The organism is Pseudomonas sp. 01L34 (genome assembly GCF_056400265.1).
In genome coordinates, this window is sequence record NZ_JBFTSX010000006.1 from 468691 (window position 1) to 489969 (window position 21279).

General features: G+C 60.5%; 22 protein-coding genes. 12 read left to right on the plus strand and 10 right to left on the minus strand.

The annotated features are described in order from the left end of the window. The first annotated feature begins 1 nt into the window (after position 1). The 4 genes from livM (at position 2) to AC1DQM_RS21090 (ending at position 4380) form a co-directional block, all read left to right on the plus strand. Positions 2-1282 (plus strand): high-affinity branched-chain amino acid ABC transporter permease LivM, encoded by a 1281-nt coding sequence (gene livM, locus AC1DQM_RS21075; protein ID WP_018928478.1) that lies wholly within the window; start codon positions 2-4, stop codon positions 1280-1282. Continuing rightward, positions 1279-2151 (plus strand): ABC transporter ATP-binding protein, encoded by an 873-nt coding sequence (locus AC1DQM_RS21080; RefSeq protein ID WP_018928477.1) that lies wholly within the window; start codon positions 1279-1281, stop codon positions 2149-2151. Before livM ends, AC1DQM_RS21080 begins: the two co-directional genes overlap by 4 nt. Next, positions 2148-2864 (plus strand): ABC transporter ATP-binding protein, encoded by a 717-nt coding sequence (locus tag AC1DQM_RS21085; protein WP_086944073.1) that lies wholly within the window; start codon positions 2148-2150, stop codon positions 2862-2864. The genes AC1DQM_RS21080 and AC1DQM_RS21085 overlap by 4 nt, the downstream gene beginning before the upstream one ends. Positions 2865-3609: 745 nt before the next feature. After that, complete coding sequence (locus tag AC1DQM_RS21090; protein ID WP_086944072.1) at positions 3610-4380, plus strand: SDR family oxidoreductase; 771 nt, start codon at positions 3610-3612, stop codon at positions 4378-4380. Between the two features lie 117 nt (positions 4381-4497). On the opposite strand, the gene AC1DQM_RS21095 is transcribed toward AC1DQM_RS21090, so the two are convergent. The 7 genes from AC1DQM_RS21095 to AC1DQM_RS21125 all read right to left on the minus strand — a co-directional run bounded on the left by AC1DQM_RS21095 (position 4498) and on the right by AC1DQM_RS21125 (position 9672). Then, the gene (locus AC1DQM_RS21095; RefSeq protein WP_477746791.1) at positions 4498-5625 is read right to left on the minus strand and encodes an AGE family epimerase/isomerase; all 1128 of its coding nucleotides are present in this window, start codon (positions 5623-5625) and stop codon (positions 4498-4500) included. Between the two features lie 193 nt (positions 5626-5818). Then, positions 5819-6391: a HupE/UreJ family protein gene (locus AC1DQM_RS21100; protein ID WP_064616033.1), complete on the minus strand. Its 573-nt coding sequence runs from the start codon at positions 6389-6391 to the stop codon at positions 5819-5821. A 28-nt stretch (positions 6392-6419) separates the two neighbouring features. Then, the gene (gene ureG, locus AC1DQM_RS21105) at positions 6420-7034 is read right to left on the minus strand and encodes an urease accessory protein UreG (protein WP_008001031.1); all 615 of its coding nucleotides are present in this window, start codon (positions 7032-7034) and stop codon (positions 6420-6422) included. Between the two features lie 23 nt (positions 7035-7057). Then, complete coding sequence (locus tag AC1DQM_RS21110) at positions 7058-7732, minus strand: urease accessory protein UreF (RefSeq protein ID WP_018928471.1); 675 nt, start codon at positions 7730-7732, stop codon at positions 7058-7060. After that, positions 7729-8229 carry an urease accessory protein UreE gene (gene ureE, locus AC1DQM_RS21115; RefSeq protein WP_018928470.1) on the minus strand — a complete coding sequence of 167 codons (501 nt, stop codon included), beginning with the start codon at positions 8227-8229 and terminating at the stop codon, positions 7729-7731. The genes AC1DQM_RS21110 and ureE overlap by 4 nt, the downstream gene beginning before the upstream one ends. 216 nt (positions 8230-8445) lie before the next feature. Then, entirely contained in the window at positions 8446-9078 is a 633-nt protein-coding gene (locus AC1DQM_RS21120) for a TetR family transcriptional regulator (protein ID WP_018928469.1), read from the minus strand. A gap of 159 nt (positions 9079-9237) precedes the next feature. After that, on the minus strand, positions 9238-9672 hold the full coding sequence (locus AC1DQM_RS21125) for a hypothetical protein (protein ID WP_477746792.1): 435 nt from the start codon (positions 9670-9672) through the stop codon (positions 9238-9240). Between the two features lie 379 nt (positions 9673-10051). Here AC1DQM_RS21125 and AC1DQM_RS21130 point away from each other — a divergent pair, with 379 nt between their 5' ends. Continuing rightward, positions 10052-12127, plus strand: coding sequence for an AsmA family protein (locus tag AC1DQM_RS21130; protein WP_111455291.1), 2076 nt, complete (start codon positions 10052-10054; stop codon positions 12125-12127). A 25-nt stretch (positions 12128-12152) separates the two neighbouring features. On the opposite strand, the gene AC1DQM_RS21135 is transcribed toward AC1DQM_RS21130, so the two are convergent. Further along, on the minus strand, positions 12153-13097 hold the full coding sequence (locus AC1DQM_RS21135) for a LysR substrate-binding domain-containing protein (RefSeq protein ID WP_477746793.1): 945 nt from the start codon (positions 13095-13097) through the stop codon (positions 12153-12155). 121 nt (positions 13098-13218) lie between these two features. On the opposite strand from AC1DQM_RS21135, the gene AC1DQM_RS21140 reads away from it, so the two are divergent. From AC1DQM_RS21140 to AC1DQM_RS21150, 3 genes are all read left to right on the plus strand, one after another. Next, positions 13219-13857, plus strand: a complete 639-nt coding sequence (locus AC1DQM_RS21140) for an FMN-dependent NADH-azoreductase (protein WP_477746794.1) — start codon at positions 13219-13221, stop codon at positions 13855-13857. Further along, positions 13858-14163, plus strand: coding sequence for a DMT family transporter (locus AC1DQM_RS21145; RefSeq protein ID WP_007903452.1), 306 nt, complete (start codon positions 13858-13860; stop codon positions 14161-14163). 108 nt (positions 14164-14271) lie between these two features. Continuing rightward, entirely contained in the window at positions 14272-15162 is an 891-nt protein-coding gene (locus tag AC1DQM_RS21150) for an esterase/lipase family protein (RefSeq protein WP_018928464.1), read from the plus strand. Positions 15163-15277: 115 nt separating this feature from the next. Here AC1DQM_RS21150 and AC1DQM_RS21155 read toward each other — a convergent pair whose 3' ends face one another. Next, entirely contained in the window at positions 15278-16165 is an 888-nt protein-coding gene (locus tag AC1DQM_RS21155) for a DMT family transporter (protein ID WP_477746795.1), read from the minus strand. A gap of 98 nt (positions 16166-16263) precedes the next feature. Here AC1DQM_RS21155 and AC1DQM_RS21160 point away from each other — a divergent pair, with 98 nt between their 5' ends. The 3 genes from AC1DQM_RS21160 to AC1DQM_RS21170 all read left to right on the plus strand — a co-directional run bounded on the left by AC1DQM_RS21160 (position 16264) and on the right by AC1DQM_RS21170 (position 18623). Further along, positions 16264-17052, plus strand: a complete 789-nt coding sequence (locus AC1DQM_RS21160) for an AraC family transcriptional regulator (RefSeq protein WP_477746796.1) — start codon at positions 16264-16266, stop codon at positions 17050-17052. A gap of 72 nt (positions 17053-17124) precedes the next feature. Beyond that, the gene (locus AC1DQM_RS21165) at positions 17125-17430 is read left to right on the plus strand and encodes a PsiF family protein (RefSeq protein ID WP_305410970.1); all 306 of its coding nucleotides are present in this window, start codon (positions 17125-17127) and stop codon (positions 17428-17430) included. Between the two features lie 179 nt (positions 17431-17609). Next, positions 17610-18623: an AI-2E family transporter gene (locus AC1DQM_RS21170; protein ID WP_018928460.1), complete on the plus strand. Its 1014-nt coding sequence runs from the start codon at positions 17610-17612 to the stop codon at positions 18621-18623. Between the two features lie 130 nt (positions 18624-18753). On the opposite strand, the gene AC1DQM_RS21175 is transcribed toward AC1DQM_RS21170, so the two are convergent. Next, positions 18754-20028, minus strand: coding sequence for an Hsp70 family protein (locus tag AC1DQM_RS21175; RefSeq protein ID WP_018928459.1), 1275 nt, complete (start codon positions 20026-20028; stop codon positions 18754-18756). Positions 20029-20324: 296 nt separating this feature from the next. Here AC1DQM_RS21175 and AC1DQM_RS21180 point away from each other — a divergent pair, with 296 nt between their 5' ends. Next, a complete protein-coding gene (locus AC1DQM_RS21180; protein ID WP_018928458.1) occupies positions 20325-21272 on the plus strand; it encodes a DnaJ C-terminal domain-containing protein in 948 nt (315 codons plus the stop codon). The last annotated feature ends 7 nt before the right edge of the window (positions 21273-21279 follow it).

Sequence of the window (21279 nt, forward strand, 5' to 3'; positions counted from 1 at the left end):
GATGTCTTCAACCACTAAAACCATTGATGTCAAAAAAAGCCTGGTTGACGCGATTCTTGCCGGCCTCATCGCCCTGATTGTGTTCGGCCCGATTGTTGGTGTGGTCCTCGACGGCTACGGCTTCAACCTGCAGCCGACGCGCGTGGCATGGATAGTCGCCATCGTCATGGCTGGCCGCTTTGCCCTGAGCCTGTTCTTGCAAACCCCCAAAGGCCTGAGAATTCTCGAAGGCTTCGAGAGCACCGGTTCCGGGGTTCATGTTCTGGCGCCTGATTACAAATCCCGGTTGCGCTGGGTCGTCCCGCTGGTGATCGTTGTCGCCGTGGTATTCCCGTTCTTCTCCAACTCTTACCTGTTGGGCGTGGTCATCCTTGGGTTGATCTACGTGCTGCTGGGCCTGGGCCTGAACATCGTGGTCGGCCTGGCTGGCCTGCTCGACCTGGGTTATGTGGCGTTCTATGCCATCGGCGCTTACGGCCTGGCGCTCGGTTACCAATATCTGGGGCTGGGCTTCTGGACGGTGCTGCCTTTGGCGGCGATCACTGCCGGGCTGGCGGGGTGCATCCTGGGTTTCCCGGTGCTGCGTCTGCACGGCGACTATCTGGCAATCGTGACCCTGGGCTTTGGTGAAATCATCCGGTTGATCCTCAATAACTGGCTGTCCCTGACCGGTGGCCCGAATGGCATGGCGGCGCCGTTGCCAACTTTCTTCGGTCTCGAATTCGGTAAGCGGGCGAAGGACGGCGGGGTACCTTTTCATGAGTTCTTCGGCATCGCCTACAACCCGGACGTGAAGTACTACTTCATTTATGCGGTGTTGTTCCTGGTGGTGCTGGCCGTGCTGTACATCAAGCATCGCTTGACCCGCATGCCGGTCGGTCGCGCATGGGAAGCCTTGCGTGAAGACGAAATCGCCTGTCGCTCCATGGGTCTGAATCACGTACTGGTCAAACTGTCGGCGTTCACCATCGGCGCATCGACGGCGGGCCTGGCCGGCGTGTTCTTCGCGACCTATCAGGGCTTTGTGAACCCGACCTCGTTCACCTTCTTCGAATCGGCATTGATCCTCGCCATCGTGGTACTTGGCGGCATGGGTTCGACCATCGGCGTGGTGATGGCAGCATTCGTGTTGACCGTCGCCCCGGAACTGCTGCGCGGCTTCGCTGAATATCGCGTGCTGCTGTTCGGCATCCTGATGGTGTTGATGATGATTTGGCGACCGCGCGGCCTGATCCGGATCAGCCGTACCGGTGTGACCCCGCGTAAAGGAGTAGCGCCATGAGTGAAGTCGTACTCTCGGTCGAGAACCTGATGATGCACTTCGGTGGCATCAAGGCGTTGAGTGACGTCAGCCTGAAGGTCAAGCGCAACTCGATCTTCGCGTTGATCGGCCCCAACGGCGCGGGCAAGACCACTGTGTTCAACTGCTTGACCGGGTTCTACAAAGCGTCCGGCGGGCATATCGAGCTCAACACCCGTGGGGTGAAGACCAACGTCATCAAAATGCTCGGGGAGCCGTTCAAGGCAACCGATTTCGTTTCGCCCAAAAGCTTCATCAGCCGGCTCCACTACAAGATGTTCGGTGGCACGCACCTGATCAACCGTGCCGGTCTGGCGCGGACTTTCCAGAACATTCGCCTGTTCAAGGAGATGTCGGTACTGGAAAACCTGCTGGTGGCCCAGCACATGTGGGTCAACCGCGGCATGCTGGCCGGCATCCTCAACACCAAGGGTTATCGCAAGGCCGAAAGCGATGCACTGGACCACGCCTTCTACTGGCTGGAAGTGGTGGACCTGGTGGACTGCGCCAACCGCCTGGCTGGTGAACTGTCCTATGGTCAGCAACGCCGTCTGGAGATCGCCCGGGCCATGTGTACCCGGCCGCAGATCATCTGCCTCGACGAACCGGCCGCCGGTCTCAACCCTCAGGAAACCGAAGCGCTGAGCGCGATGATCCGGCTGCTGCGTGACGAGCATGATCTGACCGTGGTGTTGATCGAGCACGACATGGGCATGGTCATGAGCATTTCCGACCACATCGTGGTGCTGGACCACGGCGTTGTCATCGCCGAGGGCGGGCCTGATGCGATCCGACACGATCCGAAAGTGATTGCCGCCTACCTGGGCGCCGACGAAGAGGAACTGGTATGAGTCAACCGATCCTCGAACTGAAAGAGATCGACGTGTTCTACGGACCGATCCAGGCCCTGAAGAAAGTCTCGTTGCACATCAATGAAGGGGAGACCGTCAGCCTGATCGGCTCCAACGGTGCCGGCAAGTCGACCCTGCTGATGTCGATTTTCGGTCAGCCACGGGCGACTGACGGGCAAATCGTCTATCAGGGTGTGGATATCACTCACAAGTCGTCCCACTACATCGCCTCCAACGGTATCGCTCAGTCGCCGGAAGGCCGTCGGGTGTTCCCCGACATGACCGTCGAGGAAAACCTGCTGATGGGCACCATCCCGATCGGTGACAAGTACGCCGCCGAGGACATGGAGCGCATGTTCGAGCTGTTTCCGCGGCTCAAGGAGCGGCGTAACCAGCGGGCCATGACCATGTCTGGTGGCGAGCAGCAAATGCTCGCCATCGCCCGGGCGTTGATGAGCCGACCCAAGCTGTTGCTGCTCGATGAGCCGAGTCTGGGGCTGGCGCCGATTGTGGTGAAACAGATCTTCGCGACCCTGCGGGAACTGGCCAAGACAGGGATGACCATTTTCCTGGTGGAGCAGAACGCCAACCACGCCCTCAAGCTCTCGGACCGGGCGTACGTGATGGTCAACGGGCAGATCCGCCTCACCGGCACCGGCAAGGAGCTGCTGGTGAACGAGGAGGTGCGTAACGCCTATCTCGGCGGGCACTAAACCGAAGAGCCTGGAAAACGCCCTGACGAACTCAGGGCGTTTTTTTATGCCCGCACAATCCCTACACGAGGCTGTGGTTTGAGGTAAAGGGAAATTGTGGAAAACAATATTCATGACCTCTCAAAGCGCGACATAAAGCCGCTGCAAATTGCTGTTTTGTCACGGTTTTGACTTGTCCCCGTTTGCTGTGGAGCTGGCTGTGAATAACGTGGGAGTAGCTGGCTGTAAGCCTTTGAATCCGTGGCCTGCAGAGTGGTGATTGTTTTTTGATCAGGTGTTTTTGGCGAGCCTCAAGCCGGCTTTGTCAACCTTTTTGTTATGAGCGAACACGGTATGAGCCGAGGTGGACAAGCCTGTGGATAAGTCTGTGGTTAAACTCTGGAAAGACTCGGCTGAGGGCCGTGGTTGCTGGCTTGGCGCCATCGTCGCTCTGACCGCTCGGTCGTGCAAATTGCCCTGGGTTACACAGCGGGTGCCTCAGGGTCAAGCAAAAAACTTTCTAATCTGCCCGCAAAGCCTTGTGGATAGCGGCTTGCAGCTTTTCCACTTGCCCCCGGAAACTGTGGACCGGCCTGTGGATAAGGTGCGCGTACATGGCTGCAAGCCACGGGGCATGGGGTGTTGCCAGTATTGATCGTTTTTTGTACGTTTTTTGCCATGGTTGCCGCTGTGGAAAAGGCCGGGCATGCTGCCGGTTGATTTTCTATTCCAAGGGCTGACTGTCAGCCGACGCAAGGAGAACACGATGTCCAACACCCTGTTTATTACCGGCGCGACCTCCGGTTTTGGTGAAGCCTGTGCCCGTCGTTTTGCCGAGGCCGGCTGGAAACTGGTGCTGACAGGTCGTCGTGAAGAGCGCCTCAATGCCCTGTGCGCCGAGTTGTCGAAACAGACCGAGGTCCATGGCCTGGTGCTCGACGTACGGGACCGCAAGGCCATGGAGGAGGCGATTGCCAACCTGCCGCCATCCTTCGCCAAGCTGCGCGGGCTGATCAACAACGCCGGCCTGGCCCTGGGTGTGGACCCGGCGCCCAAGTGCAATCTCGATGATTGGGACACCATGGTCGACACCAACATCAAAGGCCTGATGTACAGCACCCGCCTGTTGCTGCCACGTTTGATCGCTCATGGTCGTGGCGCCAGCATCGTCAACCTCGGCTCCATCGCCGGCAACTACCCGTACCCGGGCAGCCACGTGTATGGCGCGAGCAAGGCGTTCGTCAAACAGTTCTCCCTGAACCTGCGCTGCGACCTGCAAGGTACGGGCGTGCGGGTCAGCAACATCGAGCCGGGCCTGTGCGAGAGCGAGTTCTCGCTGGTGCGTTTCGCCGGTGACCAGGAGCGTTACAACGCCACTTACGCCGGTGCCGACCCGATCCAGCCGCAAGACATCGCCGAGACCATTTTCTGGGTGCTCAACGCACCGGCCCACATCAACATCAACAGCCTTGAGCTGATGCCGGTGAGCCAGACCTGGAGCGGGTTTGCCATTGAGCGTAATGGCGGCAAGGCGTAATTGTGGCGAGGGGGCTTGCCCCCGTTCGGGTGCGAAGCAGCCGCCTGCGATGCAACTGATAAAACACTAGGGCTGCTGCGCAGCCCAACGGGGGCAAGCCCCCTCGCCACAAAAAACTCAGCAGAGATACTCGGCCAATCCGCGATAGCAGGTTGCCAAGTGATAAGGCGTGGTCGAAGGCATGTCCTTGCGGCTCACTTCGCCCTGCTCATCGCGACACTCATACCAACCGCCCGCATGCAGAAAGCTTTGTTGCAACGCCTGCAATTGGCGTTGCACCGATGCTTCGCTGTCCGGGCGCAAGGTCAGGGCGCGCAGGTATTCGGCTTGAGCCCAGATGCGTTGGGTTGCGTCACGAGGGTGATCATCCAGTTCCAGCATCGCTCGCACGGCACCGGTCTGCTGATCGACACCCCATTGCTCGGTGAACGCAAACGCGCGCTCCAGCGAGGCATGCAGTGTCGAGCCGCGCAGCAATGGCGAGGATTGCAGCAGGAAATACCATTCGAACTGATGGCCCGGCTCGAACCAGTTATCCACAGCTCCCAGCGGCTTCTCCATCAACACCGCATGTCGCGGGTCGATGAAACGCTTTTGCATGGCTGTGCATAACTCGATGAGTGCGTTCTGCACAGCCGCGTCTTCGCGCACCGAAAGGGTGGCGAGGAAGGCTTCGGCCAAATGCATCAGAGGGTTCTGCAATGGCCCGGAGTCGAGCGAGGACCAATCACGGTCCAGGCTGGCTTCGTACAGGCCGTCGCCCGTGGCGAAACGCTGCGCTACCACTTCCAGCGCGGCGTTGAGTACCGACTCCACCAGCGGTTCGCGAACCTTGTCCCAATAATGGGCGCAGGCGAACAGGATGAAGGCGTGGGTGTAGAGGTCTTTGCGCTGGTCCAGCGGCGTACCTTGCGGGTCGATGCTGTAGAACCAGCCGCCATGCTCGGCATCGTGGAAATGCCGTTGCAAGGAACGAAACAGCGCCGCCGCGCGCTCTTCAGCCTTGGGCACCTGGCCGATCAGGCTGGAGAACAGGTACAGCTGCCGCGCGCAGGCCATGGCCCGGTAGCGCTGAGGGGGCAGCGGTTTATGCTCGGCATCCAGCGCCTCATAAGGCAACGCCATGTCGGCGTTCCAGCCGGGGCCCTGCCAGAGCGGCACGATCACGTCCTGGAAGTGCTGGTGCACTGAGGCGAACAGGGCGGTCAATTCAGGCTGGGAGGCAGAGCGGGAAGCATGCGGCATTGGCTGGCGTCGTCACGGCAGGGTTAATTGCGCGACATGTTAGCAGGCCTTGGAGATGCGGTGTCTGTCAGGCCGCCTTCGCGGGCAAGCCTCGCTCCTACAGGTTTCGTGTCATGACACGAATTGCGGGGTCAAACACAATCCTGTAGGAGCGAGGCTTGCCCGCGAAGAGGTCAGTCCAGACGCTAGAGAATTAACCCGCTAATAACCAAGCTCCGGTTACCGCCGACGCCGCACCCGCCAGCCGAACCAATGGTGCCGCGGCCTGAGGCAAGACGCGAACCATCGCATAACCCGCGGCATGCAACGCCGCTGTCGCTGCCACAAACCCTGCGGCATACGCCCAGGGACTGGACATGTCCGGCAATTCCAGACCATGCGCCACGCCATGAAACAGCGCGAACAACGCGGTCGCCGCCACCGCCAGGCTCAGCGGCGGACGCACTGCCAACGCCACCGCCAGGCCCAGCGCCAATACCGATGCCGCAATCCCGCTTTCCAGCGCCGGCAGGTTCAGCCCTTCAAAACCCAGCAAGCCGCCGATCAACATGGTGCCCACGAATGTGCACGGCAGGGCCCAGCGCGCAGCGCCTTTCTGCTGCGCCGCCCACAACCCCACGGCAACCATCGCCAGCAAGTGATCGAGGCCGCCGATCGGGTGGCTGATGCCGGCGATCAAGCCGTTGTCGCCATGGCCCGGGTGGGCGAAGGCAATGGCTGGGGTCAGCAGCAGGGCCATGGCGCCCAGAATGCGTTTCAGTGTCATGGATAAGCTTCCTTGTTGATAAGTGTGATCAGGCCGCAGTCAGCAGGCCCTGGCGTTCGATGAAGGCGATGATTTCTTCAAGGCCCTGGCCGGTTTTCTGGTTGCTGAAGACAAACGGCTTACCGTTGCGCATGCGTTGGGTGTCGCTGTTCATCATCTCCAGCGACGCGCCTACCAGCGGCGCCAGGTCGATCTTGTTGATCACCAGCAGGTCGGATTTGCAGATGCCGGGGCCACCCTTGCGCGGCAGCTTGTCGCCGGCGGAGACATCGATCACGTAAATGGTCAGGTCGGACAGCTCCGGGCTGAAGGTCGCCGAGAGGTTGTCGCCGCCGGATTCCACCAGGATCAGATCCAGCCCCGGAAAGCGCCGGTTCAGTTGGTCCACGGCTTCGAGGTTGATCGAGGCGTCTTCGCGGATCGCCGTGTGCGGGCAGCCGCCGGTTTCCACGCCGATGATCCGCTCCGGTGCCAAGGCTTCGTTGCGCACCAGAAAGTCAGCGTCTTCGCGGGTATAGATATCGTTGGTCACGACGGCCAGGTTGTAGCGTTCGCGCAGGGCCAGGCACAGGGCCAGGGTCAAGGCGGTTTTGCCGGAGCCGACCGGGCCGCCGATGCCGACGCGCAGGGGTTGTGTGTTCATGTGATTCTCCAAACTAAAAGGCCCTAGGAACGGAACAGACGGCTGTACTGGCGCTCATGGGCCATGCACGCCAGGGACAGACCGAAAGCGGCGCTGCCAACGTGTTCGAGATTGATTCGGCTGGCGTCTTGCTGCGCCTGTTGCAGCAACGGCAGCAGTTCGCTGGTCAGGCGTTGTGCGGCTTGCTGGCCCAACGGCAGGGTTTTCATCAACACCGCCAGTTGGTTTTCCAGCCAGCTCCAGAGCCAGGCGGCCAGCGCATCTTGCGGGTTGATGTTCCAGGCGCGAGCCGCCAGCGCCCAGCCGAGAGCCAAGTGCGGTTCAGGGCGTTGCTCGAGAAAGGCGCGAGCAGGCTCGTCCAGCTCCGGCAAGCCGTTGAGCAGTTGCTGCAGCGAATAGCCCATCTGCCGGCTCTCCTGATGCAGCTCACGGGTTTCGCGGCTGGCGCGATGCTCTTCGCAGCGTTGCAGCAACTCGGCCCAGTTTTCTTCGGCTGCGGCGGTGCAATGGGCGAGCAGTAGCGGTGCTTCGAAACGCGCCAGGTTCAGCAGCAATTGATCGCTGATCCAGCGTCGCGCGCTGTCGGGATCATTGACCCGGCCGTTATCCACCGCCATTTCCAGGCCCTGGGAATAGCTGTAGCCGCCAATCGGCAGCTGCGGGCTGGCCAGGCGCAGCAGCGCCCAGGCGGGGTTCATAAACGCACGCCGAACTGGTGCAGTTTCGGCGGGTAGTTGAAGTCCTCGTCACCGTGGCGCGAGTGGTGATGGCCACCACCGTAGGCACCGTGTTCCGGCTGGAACGGCGCTTCGATGTTCTCGGCCTTGGCGCCAAGCTGTTCGAGCATGGCCTTGAGCACGTAATCGTCGAGCAGGCGCAACCAGCCGTCGCCGACTTGCAGGGCCACGTGGCGATTGCCCAGATGATAGGCGGCGCGGGTCAGTTCGAACGCATTGGCGCAGGTGACGTGCAGCAGTTGTTCGGGGCGAGCACAGACGCGAACGACGCGCCCGTCTTCGGCTTGCAGGCATTCGCCGTCATGCAGCGGCGGCTGGCCGCGCTCCAGAAACAAGCCGACGTCTTCACCCTCGGCACTGAAACAGCGCAAGCGACTTTTGCTCCTGGCTTCGAAGGTCAGGTGCAACTCGGCGGCCCAGACGGGTTGAGGGTCGATTCTGCGATGAATCACCAGCATCGGAAGGCTTCCAGCAATGAACAATGTTCAGGCTAGAGCAAGGGGCTTGCCAATCGGGTGAGAGGTAGGAAATGCCTGTCAGAGCGACGGGGGAGACTCACAATGTTGCAGGACTTTGATTGAAGTTGGTGCGTGGCGGGTGTTTACGCACCAATTTGCAGCGCACAAAAAAAGATCGCAGCCTTCCGCCGAAGGCTGCGATCTTTTTCTAACGGGTTACTCGGTACTGCCGAGTCCCTGCCAATGCTTCAGCCCGATAAAGATAAACCGCAACTGCTGGGTAATTTTCGCCTGGGGTGTCAGGTGCTCGGGCAATGCTTCGGCCGGCGGATCGATGATGTCCGGCAGGGTCGCGAACACGCTTTTGACGATCAGATCGGCCATGACGCTCAGGCCGGCGATGTCCAGATGCTGCAGTTTGGGCATCAGCGACAAATCGGCCGCCAGGTCCGAGCTGATGTCCTCGCGCAGGCGGCCGATGGCCTGGCGCACCGGCAGCGAGCCGCCGTACTGCTCGCGGGCAAGAAACAGGAACTGCGAGCGATTGGCCGTGACCACGTCGAGAAAGATCCGCACCGAGGCATCGATGATACCGCCCATGACGAATTCGTTATGGCGCACCAGGCGGATGGTTTCGCGGAAGGTCTGGCCGACTTCGCACACCAGCGCCAGGCCCAATTCGTCCATGTCGGCGAAGTGCCGGTAGAAACCAGTGGGCACGATCCCGGCGGTTCGCGTCACTTCGCGCAGGCTCAAGCTGCCGAATCCTCGGCCGCTTTCCATCAGGTGGCGGGCAGCGTCCATCAGGGCGTTGCGGGTCTGTTGTTTCTGTTCGGCGCGGGGCAGCATCGCAAGGGTGTTTTCTGGACAGGGACAGCGGCGCACTCTAGCAAATCGGCTTCGCTGGCGTCGAACGGACTGTCGGGGGATCACGCGGGGGAAATGCAGCTTCTATAAAGTCAAAAGCCCAATCCGGGGATTGGGCTTTTTTTCCAGGCCGCCATGGGCTTAGCTCACAGCGCTGTTGCGTTCGATCACACGGTCACCACCACCTTCAGCAAGGGTTTGGCCTTGTGGAGTGCGATCGGTACCGTCAGCGGCCAGGGTTTGGCCTTGTGGAGTGCGATCGGTACCGTCAGCGGCTAGGGTTTGGCCTTGTGGGGTACGGTCGGCACCGTCAGCAGCGAGGGTTTGGCCTTGTGGAGTGCGGTCAGTACCGTCAGCAGCCAGGGTTTGGCCCTGTGGAGTGCGATCCGAGCCATCCTGGGTGATCAGGCCTTTTTCTTTCAGGCGCTCGTTACCGTTGGCACCATCGGCAACGGTCTGGCTGAACACCGAGTGGCTGTCTTTGACTTGTGGAGTGGCCTGATCGGCAGCCGGCAGAGCAAAAGCGGTGCTGGCTAACATTGAGAGGGTCAGGCTAAGCAGTAATTCGCGTTTCATGATGGGTTGCTCCTTGGGAGGGCGATAAAGTGGGTACGAGTTCAATGCTACTCTCGATAAGTCGATATAAAAGTTCATAAACGCAATGGTAATAATCAACGGAATTGATTGTTTGGCCGAGCGGCTCTAGAACGGGCGTTTCCGGCGAACGTTTTTGCACTGAGGTGGGTATTTTCGACTCATTTTCGCCTCGCAAAAGTGCGGGGTCGGTAACGCTGAAAAGGGAGGGGCGAGACGGCTATTTGCGTTCGAATCGGCCTTCGGGTTAAACCTGCGGGCCGTTTTCCAGTCGTACATTTCATGGCAGGCCGGTTCTGGCCTAACGTTTCATCAGTGCGTCGCTGTCAGGGCGCTCAGTCGTATTCAGGAGCTCTGTGCAATGACGCGCACTCGTAAAATGCTTGCCTGGACCTCCGCCAGCCTCGTTGTGCTGCTGGCCGTCCTGGTGCTGATCATCGCGTTCTTCGATTGGAACCGGATCAAACCGCCCCTTAACGCCAAAGTCTCCGAAGAACTGCATCGTCCGTTCGCCATCAATGGCAACCTCGCGGTGGTCTGGCAGCGCGAGCCCGACGAAGGCGGCTGGCGGGCCTGGGTACCGTGGCCGCATGTGGTGGCCGAGGACCTGAGCCTGGGCAACCCGGACTGGTCGAAGCAACCGCAGATGGCCACCCTCAAACGCGTCGAGCTGCGTATTTCACCGCTGGCCTTGCTGACACAGCGGGTGACGATCCCGCGCATCGACCTGACCGAGCCCAATGCCGACCTGCAGCGTCTGGCCGACGGCCGCGCCAACTGGACATTCAAGTTCGACCCCAAGGACCCGAATGCCGAGCCTTCTAACTGGGTGCTGGACATCGGTGCCATCGGCTTCGACAAGGGCCATGTCACGCTCGACGACCAGAGCCTGAAAACCCGCCTCGACTTGCTGATCGATCCGCTGGGCAAGCCGATTCCGTTCAGTGACATCGTCGGCGACAAAGCGGCGAAAACCGCGCTTGAGAAGGGCGGTTCGCCGCAGGATTACGCGTTCGCGTTGAAGGTCAAAGGCCAATACCACGGCCAGAATCTGGCTGGCCAAGGCAAAATCGGTGGTTTGCTGGCCCTACAGGATGCCGCCAAGCCGTTCCCGCTTCATGCGCAAATGCAGATTGCCGACACCAGCGTCGAACTGGCCGGCACGCTCACCGATCCATTGAACCTCGGCGCCCTGGATCTGCGCCTGAAACTGGCCGGTGCCAGCCTGGGCAATCTCTATCCGCTGATCGGCGTGACCCTGCCGGATACCCCGCCGTACGCCACGGATGGGCATTTGACCGCCAAGTTGCATGAGTCGGGCGGGGCGGTGTACCGCTATGAGGACTTCAACGGCAAGATTGGCGAGAGCGACATCCATGGCAACCTGGCTTATGTCGCGAGTCAACCGCGGCCCAAGCTCAGCGGGGCGGTGGAGTCCAATCAACTGTTGTTTGCCGACCTGGCCCCACTGATCGGCGCCGACTCCAATGCCAAGCAAAAGGCCCGCGGCGGTGAAAGCAAGCAGCCGGCGGACAAGATACTGCCGGTCGAGGAATTCAAGACCGAGCGCTGGCGCGATATGGACGCTGACGTCGAGTTCACTGGCAAGCGCATCGTCCACAGCGAAAAACTGCCGTTCAACGACCTCTACACCCATTTGGTGCTGACGGATGGTGTGCTCAGTCTCGAGCCCCTGCGTTTCGGCGTGGCTGGCGGCAATCTGGATGCGCAGGTTCGTCTGAACGGGCGCGCTGAGCCATTGGAAGGCCGGGCCAAACTGACCGCGCGCAAGTTCAAGCTCAAACAGTTGTTCCCCTCCATTGAACGGATGAAAACCAGTTTCGGTGAGCTCAATGGCGATGCCGACCTTGTCGGTCGTGGCAACTCGGTGGCCAAGCTGCTGGGCACCGCCGACGGCAATTTGAAGATGCTGATCAATGACGGCGCGATCAGTCGTGAGTTGATGGAGCTGGCCGGGCTCAATGTCGGCAACTATGTGGTCGGGAAAATCTTTGGCGACAAGGAAGTGAAGATCAACTGCGCGGCGGCCAATTTCGACATCAAGAGCGGTCTGGCGACCACGCAGTTGTTCGTCTTCGATACCGAGAACGCGATTGTCTACATCGATGGCACCGCGAACATGGCGACCGAGCAACTGGACCTGACCATCAGCCCGGAATCCAAGGGTTGGCGCTTGATTTCGTTGCGTTCGCCGCTGTATGTGCGGGGCAAGTTCATCAAGCCGGATGCGGGGGTGAAAGCGGTGCCGCTGATGCTGCGCGGGGCCGGGATGGTGGCACTGGGTGTGATTGCCGCGCCGGCGGCGGGTTTGCTGGCGCTGATCGCGCCGAGCGCTGGCGAGCCGAATCAATGTGCGCCGTTGCTGGAGCAGATGAAGGCGGGCAAGGCGCCGGTGACGGTCAAGCCCACCCGGTAGATCAAAAGATCTCGGCCTGCGGCCGCTACATTGGAACGCGTTCCCCTGCAGGAGCTGCCGCAGGCTTCGATCTTGGCAATAGACCAGACAATCGAGCTTCCTCCTGCAACCACGCAAAAAACGCCCGCACCGGCGGATGCCGTTCGCGCCCTGGTACACACAGTGCGCTGTATCCGGCCCCGTCGACCTGAATCTCACCCCGGTAAGGCAGCAATAAGCCGCTGGCCACACTCTCCGACACCAGAATATTGCTCGCCAGCACCAAACCTTGCCCGGCGATGGCGGCTTGCAGGGCGTAATGTTCTTCGTCGTATTCACGCACCGCTGGCTGTCCGGCCAGCCAGGTTTCGCCGGATTGCGCGCACCAGGCTTCCCAGCCGTGGGCATACAGTTTGGAGTTATGCCACTGCACGCTGATCAGGGTAGGTACCCGACGGGTCGCCAGGGCCACTTGTTCAGGCGAGCCATAGACCCCGAAGGACTCGTCGAACAGGCACAACCCATACAGGTTCGGGTAATCGTCGAGGCTGTAGCGCAGCACCAGATCGACGCTGGCGTCCTGATGCAAATCGATGACTTCGCAGTGAGTGTCCAGCCGCACGTTGATGTTCGGATGCCGGGCATAAAACCGTCCCAGCCGAGGCACCAGCCAGAGGGCGGCGAAAGCGGCGGTGGTGGAGATCGTCAGGCTCGTGCCGCTGCGTTGCGGGCGCAAGGTATCGACGCTTTGCGCCACTTCCAGCAGGGCGCCATGCAGGCTACGGAACAGCCGTTCGCCGCCCTCGGTCAGGCGCACCTGGCGTGGCAGTCGTTCGAACAGCGGCACGCCGAGCCAGTTCTCCAGGGAGCGGATCTGGTGGGAAACCGCCGTCGGCGTCACGGACAGCTCTTCGGCGGCAGCCTTGAAACTCAGCAGGCGCGAGGCGGATTCGAAGGCCCGCAGGGCGGTCAATGGCAACGAGGCAAACATTTAAAACTCCATGGGTGAAATAGATTCATCCAGACTGATTTTTGCTCATTTGAAGGCAGGTGGCTGTGCGCTTCAAGCTGCAACCACAAGCCGTTTCAGTTTAGCCCTTAAGGAGATTCAGATGAGCACAATTCTTGCCATTCACGCCAGCCCCCGTGGCGAACGCTCTCACTCGCGGCGGTTGGCCGAGGTGTTTCTTTCAGCCTGGCAGGTCCGTAACCCGCAGTCGCAATTGACCCGCCGTGAAGTCGGCCGGGCGTTGATCCCGGCCGTCAACGAAGCCTTCGTAGCGGCTGCTTTTCATCCGGAGCCTCATGCGCGACCGTTGTCGATGCAGGCCGACCTGGCACTCAGCGATGAGTTGGTGGGGGAGTTGCTCGGTCATGATCTGCTGGTGATTTCCACCCCGATGTACAACTTCAGCGTGCCCAGTGGCCTCAAGGCCTGGATCGACCAGATTGTGCGGCTCGGGCTGACGTTCAATCACACCCTGGACAACGGCATCGCGCAGTACGAACCGCTGGTGCGGGGCAAGAAGGCGTTGATCGTCACCAGTCGCGGCGGGTTTGGTTTCGGCCCCGGTGGCGAGCTTGAAGCGATGAACCATGCCGACCCGTTGCTGCGCACGGCACTGGGGTTCATCGGCATCACTGACGTCACGGTTGTCGCTGCCGAGGGCGAGGAGTCCGCCGAGCGCACCTTCCAGGTTTCCGTAGCCGAGGCCGAACAGCGTTTGCTGGCGCTGGCCAGGGAGTTCTAGATGGCCTGGCTGTTCCTGCTGATTGCCGCCGGGTTCGAGGTCACCTTCGCCATGGGCATGAAGTACGCCGAAGGCTTCACCCGGCTCTGGCCTTCGGTGATCACCGTGGTGGCGGCCGTGGGTGGGATCTATTTCCTGACCTTGGCCATGCGCGAATTGCCGGTGAGCATCGCCTACCCGATCTGGACCGCCATCGGTTCATTGGGCACGGTGTTCCTCGGCTTTGCGCTGCTGGGCGAAAGCCTGACCGCGCTCAAACTGGTGTCGGTCGGGCTGATTGTGGCGGGCGTGGTGGGGTTGAAGTAGGGTGGATGTCATAGATTGGTCACCGGGTTGTCATCTTGGGTGGCGATGCTTGGCTGAGGCCTTGCATCCAGCCTTGCTTCATCTCACCGACCACAAGGATGTTCATCCATGTCGCAAGGCTCTGCCACGCGTTACCCGTTGGTGCTGGTCCCGGGGATGCTCGGGTTTATTCGTCTGCTGCTCTATCCGTATTGGTTCGGGATCATTTCGGCGTTGCGCCGGGACGGTGCAACCGTGATCGCGGTGCAGGTCTCGCCGCTCAACTCAACCGAGGTGCGTGGTGAGCAATTGCTGGCACGAATCGAGGAAATCTTGCGCGATACCGGGGCCGAGAAGGTCAACCTGATCGGCCACAGCCAGGGCTCGCTGACCGCTCGGTATGCTGCGGCAAAACGCCCGGACCAGGTGGCTTCAGTGACTTCGGTGGCCGGGCCCAATCACGGTTCGGAGCTGGCGGACTACCTGCACGATCACTACCCGGCAGACAGCGCCAGGGGCCGATTGCTCACCTTTTTTTTGTGGTTGATCAGCGCGTTGATGTGCCTGCTGGAAACCGGTTATCGCGGGCCGCGACTGCCGGTGGATATCCCGGCTTCGCATCAATCGCTGACCACGGCCGGCGTGGCGCTGTTCAATCAGCGTTATCCACAGGGGCTGCCTGACACCTGGGGTGGGCATGGCCCGGAAGTGGTCAATGGCGTGCGCTATTACTCCTGGTCCGGGACTTTGCAGCCGGGCAAGACCGATCGCGGGTGCAACCTGTTCGACGGCACTAACCGCAGTTGCCGGTTGTTTGCCAGAACCTTCGTGCGTGAAGCGGGGCATTGCGACGGGATGGTCGGGCGCTACAGCTCGCATCTCGGGACGGTGATTGGCGATCAATACCCGATGGATCACTTCGATATCGTCAACCAATCCCTGGGGCTGGTGGGCAAAGGGGCGGAGCCGGTGCGGTTGTTTGTCGAGCATGCCGCGCGGCTGAAGGCAGCAGGCGTTTAGACCGCGTTATCGTTCTTCGCGGGCAAGCCACGCTCCCACAGGTTTGGCGTCGTGCCCATTGCCAGCGTCCGACACAAAACCTGTGGGAGCGTGGCTTGCCCGCGAAGGCGTCCGGTCAGGCAACGCTGTTCTTGCGGCCCAGCACGGTAGTCCAGCGCTCCGACAAAATCACCCCACCCAGCGTCAACACCCCACCCACCAGGTGATACAACGCCAACTGCTCATGCAGCACCACCGCCGCAATCAGCGCGGTGATCAACGGCAGCAGGTTGAAAAACAGCGTGGTCCGGCTCGGGCCCAGGCGCACCACGGCCTGCATCCACGCCAGCGGCGCAAGCATCGAGGCCAGCAGACAGGCGTAAAGCACCAGCGGAATGTTATGCAGGGTCGGGCCGATTTTCGGTGAGGCGAGGAACAGCGGAAACAGCACCACCACCGCCACCAGCACCTGTAAATACAGCAACACCAGCGGCGGCAAGCGCAGCTGCCATTTTTTCAGCAAGGTGCTGTAAACCGCATACGCCAGCGTGGCGATCAGCATCATCGCGTCGCCCAGGTTCACCCCGTGCTCCAGCAACGCGCCAAGGCTGCCGGACGACACCACCACCAGAACACCGGCAAACGACAATACCGCGCCGACCAGGGCTCCGGCGGTCAGGCGTTGGCCGAGGCTGACTATCGCCATGGCCAGCGACATCAACGGCATCAGCGACAGAATGATCCCCATGTTGGTGGCCGACGTCAGTGTTGCAGCGAAATAGGCCAGGCTCTGATAAACCGCCATGCCGAGTACGCCGAGGATGAAGATCCTCCCCACGTTTGGGCGTATTACCGGCCAATGGGCGATCACCGGCTTAAGCATGAAAGGCGTGAACAGAATCCCGGCCAGCAACCAGCGGTAGAAGCCGATTTCGGCGGGAAAGATCGCGCCCACCGCGAGTTTGTTGATCACGGTGTTGCCGGCCCAAATGAAAATGGCCAGCAGGGGATAAGCGTATTGCATCGGGAAAAAGCCAGAACGTTAATGAGGGGCAATTATCCGTCTGTCTGGATGCAAGCCTATACTGCGATCCAGACAATCTGCCTCTGATTCCGGACAGCATGAACAGTAAACACATCGACCTGCTGGATTTCAGCGAACTGCCGTCGGCGGTGTATTTCCGCTATGCCGACTTCAACGCCCACGAATACGCTGCGCCTCACCGGCATCCGTGGGGCACGCTGGAGTACGCCGCCCATGGTGTGTTGCACATGGATGTCGACGGCAGCCGCTTCATGTCACCGCCGCAATACGCGGTATGGGTGCCGCCCGGGACCGAACACAGTTTCTATAGCCATCAGCCGATCAACTATCGCGCGGTCTGCCTCGCGCCGACGCTGTGCCGCAATCTGCCGCAACAGGCCTGCACCCTGGCGATCAGCGACATCCTCAAGGCGATCCTGAAAGACTTCGCCGCCCGCGATGTGAAAATTCCCGAGCACGACGCGGACCAGCGTCTGGCTCAAGTGCTGGTAGACCAACTGCAACAGGCGCCCATGCATGAGTGCTATTTGCCCTACGCCAGCAGTCCCGGGTTACTTGGCATTCTGGAAGCCTTGCAGGCCGAACCTGGGGATAACCGGCCGTTGGCGTATTGGGCCGGGCAGGTTCACGTCAGCGAACGCACGCTGGCCCGGCAGTTTGTTCGCGAGTTGGGCATGAGTTTCGGTGAATGGCGGCAACGGTTGCGGTTTCTGGCAGCGATCGAAGCGCTGGACAGCCACCGCAGCATTCAGGAAATCGCCTTCGACATGGGTTACAGCACCGGCTCGGCGTTTATCGCGATGTTTCAGCGCCAGGCCGGGTGCACGCCGGAACAGTATCGGCGCAGCCACCTTGATAGGAGATGAAGGTGTAACAGGCTTTGTCTACACTCCAGAGCGAGGCCGTACCCATCGGTGCGGTAACAAGGAGAAAACTCCATGAAGATGTTGCGTGCCCCGTTGTTGATGATCGGTCTGCTGCTCTGCTCCCAGGGTTTTGCTGCCACTGCCCAACAGAACAAAATGACTACCTGCAATGCCGACGCTACCGCCAAGAGCCTCAAGGGCGATGAGCGCAAAGCCTTCATGAGCACCTGCCTCAAAGCCGCGCCGGCCGCCGATGCCGCCAAGCCCATGACACCTCAACAAGAAAAGATGAAAACCTGTAATGCCGATGCCACTACCAAGGGCCTCAAGGGTGATGCGCGCAAAGCGTTCATGAGTGAGTGCCTGAAGAAAAAATAAGCAGTGTGGGGGCGAGCCTGCTCCGGACGGCGATCCGATGATGCAGGCGACTCGGTATCACGCAGAAGCGCGTTGATGCTATCGCGAGCAGGCTCGCTCCCAAGGTTCGTGTTTGCTCGCTTCGGCGCCGGAACGCTGGCAGACTGCCAATCCTTTCACGTCGTTCGTTTTGAGGCTGTATGTCAGCGTTTTCTCAGCGTCAGGTCTTGTTGCTCATCAGTTGGGTCATTATTTTTGGCGGTTTGCTGCTGGTGATCCCTCTGCGATTGCTGCCCAGCCTGCTGGCCGGGTTGTTGGTGTTCGAACTGGTCAACATGCTTACGCCGCAATTGCAACGGCTGATCGAGGGCCGCCGTGCGCGCTGGCTGGCGGTGGCGTTACTGGGGACTTTGGTGGTCAGTGTGCTGGCGCTGATCTTTGCCGGTGCGATCAGTTTTCTGCTGCACGAGGCGGAAAACCCCGGTGCTTCCCTCGATAAATTCATGGGCGTGGTCGACCGCGCACGCGGGCAGCTGCCGCCGTTCATCGACGCTTATTTGCCGGCCAGTGCCGCCGAATTCCGAGTGGCCATCGGCGAGTGGATGAGCAAGCACCTCAGCGACTTGCAACTGGTGGGCAAGGACGCGGCGCACATGTTCGTGACGCTGCTGATCGGCATGGTACTGGGGGCGATCATCGCCTTGCAGCGCGTGCCGGACCTGACCAAGCGCAAGCCCTTGGCCGCGGCGCTGTTCGACCGCTTGCACCTGTTGGTCCAGGCGTTTCGCAACATCGTGTTCGCGCAGATCAAGATTTCCCTGCTCAACACTTTCTTCACCGGGATTTTCCTCGCAGTGGTCCTGCCGATGTTCGGGATCAAGCTGCCGCTGACCAAAACCCTGATCGTGCTGACCTTCCTGCTCGGCTTGTTGCCGGTGATCGGCAACCTGATGTCGAACACCTTGATCACCATCGTCGGCCTGTCGCTGTCGATCTGGGTGGCGGTGGCGGCATTGGGGTATCTGATTTTTATCCACAAGCTCGAATACTTTCTCAACGCGCGCATTGTAGGCGGGCAGATCAGCGCCAAGTCGTGGGAGTTGCTGCTGGCGATGCTGGTGTTCGAAGCCGCGTTCGGCCTGCCGGGGGTGGTGGCGGGGCCGATTTATTACGCGTACCTGAAGAGTGAGTTGAAGCAGGTGGGGATGGTTTGATCCAGTGTTGATCTAATTGTGGCGAGGGAGCTTGCTCCCGTTGGGGCACGAAGCGGCCCCCCTTATCTCCAAAAGAAGGGACTGCTGCGCAGTCCAACGGGAGCAAGCTCCCTCGCCACAGGGTTTCAGGTCAATCCATCGGGCCGTAACGCTTGGCCGCCTCGATCGCCAACCCGCTGCCGATGCTGCCGAAGATGTTGCCTTCCACATGCTGCGCCTTCGGCAACATCGCCGAGACGCTGTTGCGCAGCGCCGGAATCCCGCTCGAACCGCCAGTGAAGAACACCGTATCTACCTGATCGACCCGCACATTCGCGTCGTTCAGCAATTGGGTCACGCTGTTGCGCACCCGCTCCAGCAAGTTGTCGATGGCTGATTCGAACAGCGCACGAGTCAGTTCCACACTCAAACCGGGCTCGATGCGGTCCAGCGGCACATGGCGGCTGTCGGCGTGGGTCAGCTGGATTTTGGTCTCTTCCACTTCCATCGCCAGCCAGTGCCCGGCGCGCTGGTCGATCAGCTTGAACAGGCGATCGATGCCGCCGGTGTCTTCAATGTCGTAACGCATGCTGCCCAGGGCCAGGGTCGATTTCTGCGAGTACACCGAGTTGATGGTGTGCCAGGTCGCCAGGTTCATGTGGTGGCTGGTGGGCATGTAGGCGCCGCTCTTCATCCGGCTGCCGTAGCCGAATAGCGGCATCAGTCCTTGCAGGCTCAGCTGTTTGTCGAAATCGGTTCCGCCGATGTGCACGCCACCGGTGGCGAGAATGTCGTCGTGACGGTTGTCGTGCCCGCGTCGCTCAGGGGACAGGCGCACCAGCGAGAAGTCCGACGTACCACCGCCGATGTCGACAATCAGTACCAGCTCTTCCTTTTCGATGGTGGATTCATAGTCGAACGCCGCTGCAATCGGCTCGTACTGGAACGAGACGTCCTTGAAACCAATGGCGCGGGCTACGTCCACCAGGGTGTTCTCGGCTTCCTGGTCGGCCAGTTCATCGTCATCGACGAAAAACACCGGACGGCCCAGCACCACTTCCTCGAACTCCCGACCGGCAGCGGCTTCGGCGCGCTTTTTCAACTGGCCGATGAACAGCCCGAGCAGGTCCTTGAACGGCATCGCCGTGCCGAGGACGCTGGTGTCGTGCTTGATCAGCTTGGAGCCCAGCAGGCTCTTGAGCGAGCGCATCAAGCGGCCCTCGTAACCTTCCAGGTACTCGTGCAGCGCCAGCCGGCCGTACACCGGGCGGCGTTCTTCCATATTGAAGAAGACCACCGAGGGCAGGGTTATCTTGTCGTCCTCCAGCGCGATCAGCGTTTCCATGCCGGGGCGCAGCCAGCCGACGGTGGAGTTGGACGTGCCGAAGTCGATACCGCAGGCACGGGCTGGAGATGCGTTTTTCATGTCTTTCAAGTTCCGGTTAAAAAACGGCCGCGCAGTGTATGTCAGTGCGGCGCAGATTCGAAGGCCGACTATCTGTTAAATCGCATTGATCTACGCTTGAAAGATGCGCCATCACCCCCAAACTTCCCTGCATAGGTTTGGCAATCCTTGGGCGACAGCAAGAACTGCGCCTGGCTGCCGATAAACTACTGATGCGCTGCCCGGTCACAAAATTGAGATTGATCAATCAAGACGCTGTAAACCAGAGCATGCTGTACCGAGTGGCGCGATTTCGATAATGGATGGTGATTCCCTCGATGGACTTCAAAGACTATTACAAGATTCTCGGCGTGGAGCCGACTGCGGACGATAAGGCGATCAAGGCCGCCTATCGGAAGCTGGCGCGCAAATACCACCCCGATGTCAGCAAGGAAAAGGACGCCGAGGCCAAGTTCAAGGATGCGTCGGAAGCCTATGAAGCGCTGAAAAGCGCCGACAAGCGCGCCGAATACGACGACTTGCGCAAATACGGTCACCACGGCCAGCCGTTCCAGGGCCCGCCGGGTTGGCAGAGTCGTGGTGGTTTCGGAGGCGGTGGTCAGGACACGGGCGATTTCTCGGACTTCTTCAGTTCGATCTTCGGCAACCGTGGTTCGGGTTTCGGTGGTGGTGGACGGTCGGGCCATAGCGCCGGTCGTCGAGGGCAAGACGTGGAAATGGAATTACCGGTTTTTCTGGAAGAAACCCTCTCGACCGAATCGAAGAAGGTCAGCTTCCAGGTGCCGCAGTACAACGCTGCCGGCCAGCATGTCAGCAACACCAGTAAAAGCCTGAACGTGAAAATTCCCGCCGGCGTGACCGACGGCGAGCGCATCCGCCTCAAGGGCCAGGGCGCTCCGGGCATCGGTGGCGGGGCCAATGGCGACCTGTACCTGACCATTCGTTTTGCGCCGCACCCCAAATTCGATGTCGAAGGCGAGAACCTGATCATCACCTTGCCACTGGCGCCGTGGGAACTGGCACTGGGGACCGAAGTCGCGGTGCCGACCCTGACCGGCAAGATCAACCTCAAGGTTCCGGCCGGCAGCCAGAATGGCCAGCGCATGCGCGCCAAGGGCCACGGCCTGATGCACAAGGCCGGGCACCGTGGTTACCTGTTCGTGCAGCTCAAGGCGGTGATGCCGAAAAAACTCGACCATGACGTCAAGGCGTTGTGGGAGGAGTTGGCGAAAAAAGCCGCTTTCGATCCGCGAGAGAATTTTTGATTCCGAG